Below are 9,266 nucleotides of genomic sequence, written 5' to 3'. Positions count from 1 at the left end.
CTGCCAGGGCGCGGCCGGGGCGGGCAGTCCGGCGCCCTGCAGCGCGGCGGCCGCGCCGGGGCCGGCCACGCCGATCACTGCCAGCGCCGGGGTCAGGTCGGTCAGGCGCGCCTTGGCACGCAGCACGAACATGCCCAGGCGCTTCTGGATGGCGGCCTGGATGTCAGCCGACAACTGCAGGACGATGCCTTGCTCGTCGCGCCAGACCAGGAAGCTGGCGAGCAGGCGGCCCTTCGGCGAGCAATAGCCGGCCAGGCGCGCGGTGCCGGTGGCCAGGTCGTCGATGGCGTTGGTCAGCTGGGTATGCAGGAAACTGCCGGCGTCGTCGCCGGCAACCCGGATCAGGCCCAGTTGTGCGGGTCGGCAGACAACACCGCCCTGGCGCACGGCTTCGAACTGGGTAGCAAGGTCTGGGGCAGGGGAATTCATGGCAGGTATGGGCCGGTTAGGCTGGGCAAGTGGCGCGCGGGCGCGCCGGATGACGGGTGCGACATGCTGCGCACGCTCGTGGTGGCGCAAGGCTCCCGGTATTATATGGGCCTGTCGCCATTTCGGCCGGCGCGCCCGCCGTCCTTGCCGCGGGCCGCCGTTGTTGCCGCGGCGCGCGCGGGCGCACGGGGCGCCGCTATTTCCATCCCTACATGAAACGTATTTTCCTGCGACTGCTGATGGTCGCCGTGGTGTTTGCGATTGCCGCCGCGGGCGCCTTGGCCTGGTGGGCCAACCGCCCGCTCGACCTGCCGGCCTCGCCGGTCGAGGTGGTGATCAAGCCCAATTCCAGCGTGGCCAGCGTGGGCCGCCAGATCCAGCGCGGCGGCGTGCCGGTGGATCCGCGCCTGTTTGCCCTGCTGGTGCGGCTGAGCGGACACGGCGGGGATCTCAAGGCCGGTGGCTACGAGTTCGAGACCGGCGCCACGCCGCTGTCGATGATCGGCAAGATCGCCCGCGGCGAGGTCACGCACTATGTGCTGACCGTGATCGAAGGGTGGGAATTCCGCAAGATGCGTGCCGCCGTGGATGCCCACGCGGCGCTCAGGCACGACAGTCGCGGCCTGTCCGACGCCGAGCTGATGAAGGCCATTGGCGCGCCTGAGCCGGCGCCGGAAGGCATGTTCTTCCCGGATACCTATCTGTTCGCCCGCGGCAGCAGCGACCTGGAACTGTATCGCCACGCCTACCGCGCCATGCAGCGGCGCCTGACCGATGCCTGGAACGCCCGTGCGCCGGACCTGCCGTACAAGACGCCATACGAGGCCCTGGTCATGGCCTCCATCGTGGAGAAGGAAACCGGCCAGCCCGGCGAGCGCGCCATGATCGCCGCCGTGTTCGTCAACCGCCTCAGGAAGGGCATGATGCTGCAGACCGATCCCACCGTGATCTACGGCATGGGCGAAGCCTTCGACGGCAATATCCGCAAGCGCGATCTGCAGACCGACACCCCGTACAATACCTACACGCGTACCGGCCTGCCGCCCACCCCGATCGCCTTGCCCGGGCTGGCTTCGCTGGCCGCCGCCACCGCGCCGGCGCCGTCCGATGCGCTGTATTTCGTGGCGCGCGGCGACGGCAGCAGCCATTTCTCCAACTCGCTTCCCGAACACAACCGCGCGGTCGACAAGTACCAGCGCGGCAAATAAGTCTCTCCCCATGCGCGGAAAATTCATCACATTCGAAGGCATCGACGGTGCCGGCAAGAGCACCCACATTGAGTGGGTGGCCGAGCGCCTGCGCGCGCGCCTGGCCGGCGGCGCAGCCGTGGTCACCACGCGCGAGCCCGGCGGCACGCCACTGGGCGAGGACCTGCGGCAGATCCTCCTGCACCGCAAGATGCACCTGGAAACCGAGGCCCTGCTGATGTTTGCCTCGCGCCGCGAGCACATCGCGGAAATCATCGAACCTGCGCTGGCGCGTGGCGACTGGGTCGTCTCCGACCGCTTCACCGACGCCACCTTCGCCTATCAGGGCGGGGGCAGGGGCCTGCCGCGTGCCCGCCTCGAGGTCCTCGAGACCTGGGTGCAGGACGGCCTGCAGCCCGACCTGACCCTGCTGTTCGACGTGCCGCTGGAAACTGCCAGCGCACGCCTGGCCGGCGCCCGCGAACCCGACAAGTTCGAGGCCGAGTCGCGCGCCTTCTTCGAGCGCACACGCCAGGAATACCTGCGGCGAGCGGCGGAAGCGCCGCAGCGTTTCCGCGTGATCGACGCCACGCGGACCATTGCCGAGATTCAGGCGGAACTTGAAAACATTCTCGCAACGCTTTGATTCAGTGGCACTATCATGCCTTGCTGATATCGCAAGAAGCTGATGAAGTCCTTCACCTAACTCCCTGATTCGCATGCTTTATCCCTGGCAGACAGAAGACTGGCAACGGCTGACCGGCTTGCGCGAGCGGCTCCCGCATGCGCTGCTCATCCACGGCCAGCAAGGCATCGGCAAGCGCGACCTGGCGCTGCATTTCGCCCAGGGGCTGCTGTGCGACACGCCGCGCGCCGACGGCCAGCCGTGCGGCAGCTGCGCGGCCTGCCACTGGTTCAGCCAGGGCAACCACCCGGATTTCACCGTGGTGCGCCCCGAGGCCATGGAAGCCGCGGGCGAAGCGGAAACGGACGACAGCGGCAAGAAGAAGGCGCCAAGCAAGGTCATCCGCATGGAGCAGGTGCGCGCCCTGATCGATACCGTGGGCATTGGCACCCACCGCGCCGGCCTGCGGCTGGTGGTGGTGTATCCGCTCGATGCCCTGCAGAACGAAGGCGCCAACGCCTTGCTGAAAACGCTGGAAGAACCGCCGCCGTCGACCGTGTTCCTGCTGGTCACCGACCGGCTGGACCGCGTGTTGCCCACCATCCTGTCGCGCTGCCGCCAGTTCTCGGTGCAACGGCCGACGCCGGCCGAGGCCTTGTCCTGGCTGCGCGGGCAGGGCGTGGGCGACGCCGAGGCCCAACTCGCGCTGGCCGGCGGCTCGCCGCTGACCGCGCTGCACGCCGCCGAGGCCGAGGAACAGCCGCTGCAGCGCTGGCTGGTGGCGCAGCTCGGCGGGGGCGCCGGGTTCGATGTGCTGGGCGCGGCCGAGCACCTGCAGAAGATGCCAGTGCCCGCGGTGCTTGGCATCTTGCAGCGCTGGACGTACGATCTGCTGTCAGCATGCCTGGCGGCGGCACAGGCGCCGCGCTATTTCCCGCGCGAGCAGGCTGCGGTCGCGCGCTGCGCGCAAGCCACCGATGCGCATCGCCTGCAGGCCTTCCTGGCACGGCTGGCGAACCACCGCCGCAGCGAGAATCATCCGCTCGCCGCGCGGCTGGTGATGGAGGCGGTGTTTCTCGAGTACCGGCAGTTGTTTCGGTAGCTTGTTTCGGTAGCTGTTTCGGCAGTCGTATCGGCGTAGTCGTGTCGCTGCAATTGTCGCGCTGCAGTTGTCTCGCTGTCGTTGTCTTGCTGTAGTTGTCCAGGTCAGTCATTCCAATAAGGCCAAAAGGCCGCGGTTCGCAACAAGGGGTCAGTCATGAACACAGCAGCAGCAGGGGACCGGGGCCAAGGCGCTCCCGGCGCCGCAGGCTTGGGCGCGGCGCCGGCCGGCGCGATAGGCGCGATAGGCGCGCCGACGGTGCCGGGCGCCGCGCCGGGCGCGGCGTCGCGGCCGAACGTGCTTTCGCTCTCCATCAAGGACCAGGCGGGGCTCTACGCCGCCTATATGCCGTTCCTGCAGCGCGGCGGCGTCTTCGTGCCGAGCAACCGGCCGTTCCGGCTCGGCGAGCAGGTATTCCTCGTACTGTCACTGCTGGACCGGCCGCAGAAATACCAGATCGCGGGCCAGGTGGCCTGGATCACGCCGGTGGGCACGCCCAACAAGACGCCCGGTATCGGCATCCACCTGCCGGACGACGACAACGGCCGCAACCTGCGCCGCGCGGTGGAAGAGATCCTGGGCAAGGCCATGGAGTCCGGCCGGCCCACGCAGACGCTGTAGGCGACCGCGCCGGCATGTCAGGTGAAACATTGGCTTTCGCGTCCATGGCATTGATTTCAAGACGTTAAAGAAGAAGCAAGAGCAACGAGCATGAGTAATATCGCTTTCACGATTCGAAACGCGGAGCCGCAGGACCTGCCCGGCATCGTGGCCATCTACAACAGCACGGTCGCCTCGCGCATGGTCACGGCCGACACCGAGCCGGTCACGGTGGCATCGCGCCAGGACTGGTTCGATGCCCATCCGCCCGAGCGCCGCCCGCTGTGGGTTGCGCAGGACAGCGCAGGGCGCATGGCCGGCTGGCTCAGCTTCTCCGATTTCTACGGCCGCCCGGCCTACGGCGCCACCGCCGAGGTTTCCATCTACCTGGATGCCGACCGGCGCGGACAGGGCCTGGGCCGGCACCTGCTGGAGAAGGCCATCGGCCATGCCCCGCAGATCGGCGTGCACACCTTGCTCGGCTTCATCTTCGGCCACAACGAGCCCAGCCTGGGCCTGTTCGCCTCGCTGGGTTTCGAACGCTGGGGCAACCTGCCGCGCGTGGCCGTGCTCGACGGCGTGGAGCGCGACCTGGTCATCCTGGGCCGGCACCTGACCAAGCCGGCAGCCTAGGCAAGGCGCGAGGCGGAGCGCTTGCCGCCTCGCCTCGCGCGCGCATCGGCCGCGCTTTTCGCGCTTTCGGCTCCTTCCGCTGCTTCCGCTCCGGCGGCACCGGATGCCGCGCCGCCCGGCGCGCCGGACTCGAGCGCCGCGAGCAAGCCCAGCACGGCGGGGGCCTGTTCGTCGTCGCGCCAGATGCCGTGCAGCTCGGAGCGCCGCCCCTCCTTCGCCAGCGGCCGGCAGGCCAGGTTGGGCAGCTGCATCAGCTGCACGGATTCCGGCACCAGCGAAACACCGAAGTTCTGCGCCACCAGCGTGGCGATCGTCAGCATATGGCGCACCTCGTGCCGGATGCATGGCGTGAATCCCGCGCGCATGCACAGCGCAACGATCTTGTCGTAATACTCCGGGGCGAAATGGCGCGGGAACAGGATGAAGTCTTCCTGTCGCAATTGCCTCAGGTCGACCGCTGCATGCCCGGCCAGTACATGGCGCGAGGGCAGCAGGCGCGTCGCAGCAACTCGAAACCCAGTGATGTTTCCAACTGCCGGATATTGAAGCTCAGCGGCGGCTGCGAGATCGAAAGGCGTTCCGCCGCCCGTCCGAAGTGCAGTTCTTCCGCGACCGCAACGAAGTAACGCAGCTGCCTGAGGTCCATGGGTGCCCGGTAGATTGATTCAATATCAATATAAATAGCGCAAAAAACGATATTGGACTAGATAACTCGCGACGCCGAGAATGATTTTCAGCCTGGCCGCCGCAGCCGTCCCCCGCGGCACTCGCGGCGCATGGCACAAAAAAAGAACCGAGGAGACCGCCATGAAGCTGAAGATCTTTGCCGTTCTGCTTTCCGTCCCCCTGCTGGTCGCCAGCGCCGCCGCCAGGGCCCAGGCTCAGCCATATCCGAGCCAGCCCATCCGCATCGTCGTGCCCTACGCGCCAGGCGGCATGACCGACGTGGTGGCGCGCGTGATCGCGCAGCGGCTCGGCGTGCGCCTGGGCCGCCCGGTGGTGGTGGAGAACCGTCCCGGCGCGGCCACCATCGTCGGCGCCGAAGTGGTGGCCGGCGCCAGCCCGGACGGCTACACGCTGCTGGCGGCCACCAATACCACGCTGACCATCAACCCCTGGCTCTATCCCAGGCTGCCCTACGATCCGCTCAAGAGCTTCGCCCCGATCGCCCTGGTCGCCAGCGCACCGAGCGTGATCGTGGTGAATCCCGGCGTGGCGGCCAGGACCGTCGGCGAGGTCGTGCAGCTGTCGCGGGCCAGGCCGGGCAGCCTGAGCTACGCCTCGTACGGCAACGGCTCGAGCGCGCACCTGGCCGGCGAGATGCTCAAGGCGCGCACCGGCATCGACCTGCTCCACGTGCCGTACAAGGGCAGCGCGCCCGCCAAGGCCGCGGTCATGGCCGGCGAAGTGTCGATGACCTTCGAACCGGCCTTTACCGGCTTGCCGCAGATCGCCGCCGGCAAGCTGCGTGCGCTTGCCGTGATGAATGCCAGCCGCTCCGCCGTGCTGCCCGACGTGCCGACCACCGCCGAGCTGGGCTATGGCGGCATCGAGATGTCGGCCTGGGTGGGGCTGGTGGCGCCGGCCGCCACGCCGCCCGCCGTGGTCCAGACGCTGGCCGGCGAGATCGAAGCCATCATGGCCGACCCTGCCGTGCGGCAGACCCTGCTGCGCAGCGGCGCCGAACCGCTGGGCTACTACCGCGAGGCCTTCGGCACGTACATCCGCGACGAGACGGCGCGCTACGGCAAGGTCATCGCCACCGCGCACATCCGCGCCGAATAAGAAACGCAATCCGAGGCGAATCACAGGAGACAAGCCAGCATGCACAAGCCGCTATCCCATATCCGCGTGCTCGACCTGACCAGGGTGCTGGCCGGGCCCTGGTGCACCCAGAACCTGGCCGACCTCGGCGCCGAGGTCATCAAGGTGGAGCGGCCCGGCGAGGGCGACGAAACGCGCGGCTGGGGGCCGCCGTGGATCCCGGCCGGGGCGGGGCAGGAGCGGCGCGATTCCACGTACTACGCGTCGGCCAACCGCGGCAAGAAGTCGGTCACGGTGGATTTTTCCAGCCCGGAGGGCCAGGCCGTGGTGCGGCGCCTGGTGGCCACCTGCGACGTGCTGGTGGAGAACTACAAGGTGGGCACGCTGGCCCGCTACGGGCTGGGCTACGAAGACCTGCGCGCGGACCACCCCGCGCTGGTCTATTGCTCGGTCACCGGCTATGGGCAGACCGGGCCGTACCGGCACCGTCCGGGCTACGACTTCGTGTTCCAGGGCATGAGCGGGCTGATGAGCCTGACCGGCGCGCCCGACGAGGCCTGCGGGCACTGCGAAGGCGGCGGCCCGCAGAAGTTCGGCGTGGCGGTGGCCGACTTGGCCACCGGGCTGTACGCCAGCCTGGCGATCACGGCAGCGCTGGCGTGGCGCGAGCGCGGTGGCCTGGGCCAGCATATCGACATGGCCTTGCTCGACTGCGCGCTCGCGCTCGGCAGCAACCAGGCCGTGGGCTACCTGACGACCGGCAAGGTGCCGCGCCGCTACGGCAATGCGCATCCCAACGCGGCGCCTTACCAGGTCTTTTCCAGCAGCGATGGCAAGCTGATCGTGGCAGTCGGCAACGACAGCCAGTTCGCCGCCTACTGCGCGGTGCTGGGCAGGCCCGAGCTGGCCGCCGACGACCGCTTCGCCCGCGTCAGCGGCCGGCTGGTCAACCGCGAGGTGCTGCTGCCCCTGCTGGCCGGTGTCATGCGCACCGACACCACCGCGGCCTGGCTCGCGCGCCTGGAGGCGGCCGGCGTGCCGTGCGGGCCGATCAACGATTTCGCGCAGGCCTACGATGACCCGCAGGTCCGCGAGCGCGGCGTGCGGGTGGACCTGCCGCTGGCTTTCGGCGGCACCTGTCCCAGCGTGGCCAGTCCGATGCGCTTCTCCGCCACGCCGCTGGACCACCGCGTGGGGCCGCCCATGCTCGGCGAGCACACCGACGCGGTGCTGGCCGAATGCCTCGGCATGGGCGCGCACGAGCTTGCGCGCCTGCGCGGCGCCGGCGTGATCTGAAGCGCGCCGCGCCGGACCCGCCGATCCCTGAATCCTTTTTCTTGCCGGAGACCCCGATGCCGTTCCAAGCCCGCTACGCCGAATTCACCAGTCCGCGCCCGGCCGATGCCGGAACCAGTTCCCGCCACCTGGCGCCCGACTGCGCCGGCCTGGATTTCCTGGCGCTCGATCGCGGCCTGCAGGACCTGCTCGCGCTATACCTGCCGGGCGCCGAGCACCGGCACCTGCTGCCGCATTTCCAGCGCATGGGCCAGTTGGCCGGCGGGCGCCTGAACACGTTGGCCAGCGTGGCCGACAAGCACGGTCCGGTACTGCACGCGCGCACGCGCTGGGGCGAGGATCACGACTGGATCGAATACCACCCGGCCTATCAGGAGATGGAGCACATCGCCTTCGGCGATTTCCAGTTCCACGCCATGAGCCACCGCGCCGGCGTGCTGGGCTGGGACGCGCCGCTGTCGCCGGTGGCGAAGTATGCCTTCCAGTACCTCTTCGTCCAGTCCGAGTTCGGCCAGATGTGCCCCATCAGCGTGACCGACACTTCGGTCCACCTGATCCGCAAGTTCGGCAGCCCGGCGCTGCAGCAGCAGTTGCTGCCGCGCATGCTGGCGGCCGATCCGGCGGCACTGTGGAAGGGCACGCAGTTCATGACCGAGAAGGCCGGCGGCTCGGACGTGGGCGCCATCGAGACGGTGGCCCGCGAGGAGGGCGGCCACTGGCGGCTGTACGGCGAGAAGTGGTTCTGCTCGCATGCCGACGCGGACGTGGTCCTGCTGCTGGCGCGGCCCGAAGGCGCGCCGGCCGGCACGCGCGGACTGGGGCTGTTCGCCCTGCCGCGCCGGCTGGAGGACGGCAGCCGCAACGCCTATCGCATCGTGCGCCTCAAGGACAAGCTGGGCACCCGCTCGATGGCCAGCGGCGAGGTCAGGCTCGAAGGCGCGCTGGCCTATCCGGTCGGCGCGCTCGACCAGGGCCTCAAGCAGATGATGGAGCAGGTCAACCTGTCGCGCCTGTCGCACGCGGTGCGCGCCGCCGCCATGATGCGCCGCTGCCTGAACGAGGCGTTGCAGGCGGCGCGGCACCGCAGCGCGTTCGGGCGCGAGGTGATCGGGCATCCGCTGCTGCGCCGCCAACTACTCAAGCTGATGGTGCCTGCCGAAGCCGCCTTGTCGATGTCCATGGCCACCGCCGACGCCATGCGGCGTGCCGGCGAGGGCGACGCCACCGCGCACCAGGCGGTGCGGTTGCTGACGCCGCTGATCAAGCTGCGCGCCTGCCGCGACAATATCGCGGTGGCCACCGGCGCGATGGAGGTGCGCGGCGGCAACGGCTATATCGAGGATTTCGTCAACGCGCGGCTGGTGCGCGATGCCCATATCGGCGTGCTGTGGGAGGGCACCAGCAATATCAACGCGCTGGACGCCATCCGTCGCGCCGTGGGCAAGGAGCGCGCGCACCGCGCGCTGCAGACATTGCTGGTGGCGCGCCTGGAACAAGCCGAGATGCCCGCGCCGCTGCGGCAGGCCTTGTGGCAGGCCTGGCAGCGCGCCGCCGCGCTGGCCGAGGCGGTGGCTGCCGCAGACGCGCACGAGGCCGATACCCGGCGCGCCGCCAGCGCGCTCTATTACGC

Annotated in this window: 9 protein-coding genes and 1 pseudogene; 8 read left to right on the top strand and 2 right to left on the bottom strand. The window is 69.2% G+C overall.

Features of this window, described 5'->3' with window-relative positions; all coding sequences use genetic code 11:
- Positions 1-429: YgfZ/GcvT domain-containing protein (locus AC1DK4_RS40200; RefSeq protein WP_477132238.1), on the bottom strand; the 429-nt coding region annotated here is incomplete at its 3' end.
- A gap of 212 nt (positions 430-641) precedes the next feature.
- On the opposite strand from AC1DK4_RS40200, the gene mltG reads away from it, so the two are divergent.
- The 5 genes from mltG (at position 642) to AC1DK4_RS40175 (ending at position 4,576) form a co-directional block, all read left to right on the top strand.
- On the top strand, positions 642-1,637 hold the full coding sequence (mltG, locus tag AC1DK4_RS40195; protein WP_441643510.1) for an endolytic transglycosylase MltG: 996 nt from the start codon (positions 642-644) through the stop codon (positions 1,635-1,637).
- A 10-nt stretch (positions 1,638-1,647) separates the two neighbouring features.
- Positions 1,648-2,262, top strand: a complete 615-nt coding sequence (tmk, locus tag AC1DK4_RS40190; protein ID WP_441615547.1) for a dTMP kinase — start codon at positions 1,648-1,650, stop codon at positions 2,260-2,262.
- Positions 2,263-2,335: 73 nt separating this feature from the next.
- Complete coding sequence (locus AC1DK4_RS40185; protein ID WP_441615549.1) at positions 2,336-3,343, top strand: DNA polymerase III subunit delta'; 1,008 nt, start codon at positions 2,336-2,338, stop codon at positions 3,341-3,343.
- 156 nt (positions 3,344-3,499) lie between these two features.
- A complete protein-coding gene (locus tag AC1DK4_RS40180; protein ID WP_441615551.1) occupies positions 3,500-3,964 on the top strand; it encodes a PilZ domain-containing protein in 465 nt (154 codons plus the stop codon).
- Positions 3,965-4,054: 90 nt separating this feature from the next.
- Positions 4,055-4,576 (top strand): GNAT family N-acetyltransferase, encoded by a 522-nt coding sequence (locus tag AC1DK4_RS40175; protein WP_441615553.1) that lies wholly within the window; start codon positions 4,055-4,057, stop codon positions 4,574-4,576.
- A gap of 131 nt (positions 4,577-4,707) precedes the next feature.
- On the opposite strand, the pseudogene AC1DK4_RS40170 reads toward AC1DK4_RS40175, so the two are convergent.
- Positions 4,708-5,222: pseudogene (locus AC1DK4_RS40170) on the bottom strand (LysR substrate-binding domain-containing protein); the annotation flags it as partial.
- Between the two features lie 161 nt (positions 5,223-5,383).
- On the opposite strand from AC1DK4_RS40170, the gene AC1DK4_RS40165 reads away from it, so the two are divergent.
- The 3 genes from AC1DK4_RS40165 to AC1DK4_RS40155 all read left to right on the top strand — a co-directional run.
- Positions 5,384-6,361, top strand: coding sequence for a tripartite tricarboxylate transporter substrate binding protein (locus AC1DK4_RS40165; protein ID WP_441615557.1), 978 nt, complete (start codon positions 5,384-5,386; stop codon positions 6,359-6,361).
- Between the two features lie 39 nt (positions 6,362-6,400).
- Positions 6,401-7,636: a CaiB/BaiF CoA transferase family protein gene (locus AC1DK4_RS40160; RefSeq protein WP_441615559.1), complete on the top strand. Its 1,236-nt coding sequence runs from the start codon at positions 6,401-6,403 to the stop codon at positions 7,634-7,636.
- 56 nt (positions 7,637-7,692) lie between these two features.
- Positions 7,693-9,266 (top strand): acyl-CoA dehydrogenase family protein (locus AC1DK4_RS40155; protein WP_477132237.1); only part of this gene is annotated, 1,574 nt, incomplete at its 3' end.

Source organism: Cupriavidus sp. 05N38 (assembly GCF_056397345.1).
The sequence above is the reverse complement of the archived record's forward strand: the minus strand, read 5'-3'. Positions and strand labels throughout refer to the sequence as shown.

What these genes read in the sequence shown, in the direction of transcription:
- mltG (WP_441643510.1), top strand. Translation starts at nt 642, where the DNA reads ATGAAACGTATTTTCCTGCGACTGCTGATGGTCGCCGTGGTGTTTGCG.
- tmk (WP_441615547.1), top strand. Translation starts at nt 1,648, where the DNA reads ATGCGCGGAAAATTCATCACATTCGAAGGCATCGACGGTGCCGGCAAG.
- AC1DK4_RS40185 (WP_441615549.1), top strand. Translation starts at nt 2,336, where the DNA reads ATGCTTTATCCCTGGCAGACAGAAGACTGGCAACGGCTGACCGGCTTG.
- AC1DK4_RS40180 (WP_441615551.1), top strand. Translation starts at nt 3,500, where the DNA reads ATGAACACAGCAGCAGCAGGGGACCGGGGCCAAGGCGCTCCCGGCGCC.
- AC1DK4_RS40175 (WP_441615553.1), top strand. Translation starts at nt 4,055, where the DNA reads ATGAGTAATATCGCTTTCACGATTCGAAACGCGGAGCCGCAGGACCTG.
- AC1DK4_RS40165 (WP_441615557.1), top strand. Translation starts at nt 5,384, where the DNA reads ATGAAGCTGAAGATCTTTGCCGTTCTGCTTTCCGTCCCCCTGCTGGTC.
- AC1DK4_RS40160 (WP_441615559.1), top strand. Translation starts at nt 6,401, where the DNA reads ATGCACAAGCCGCTATCCCATATCCGCGTGCTCGACCTGACCAGGGTG.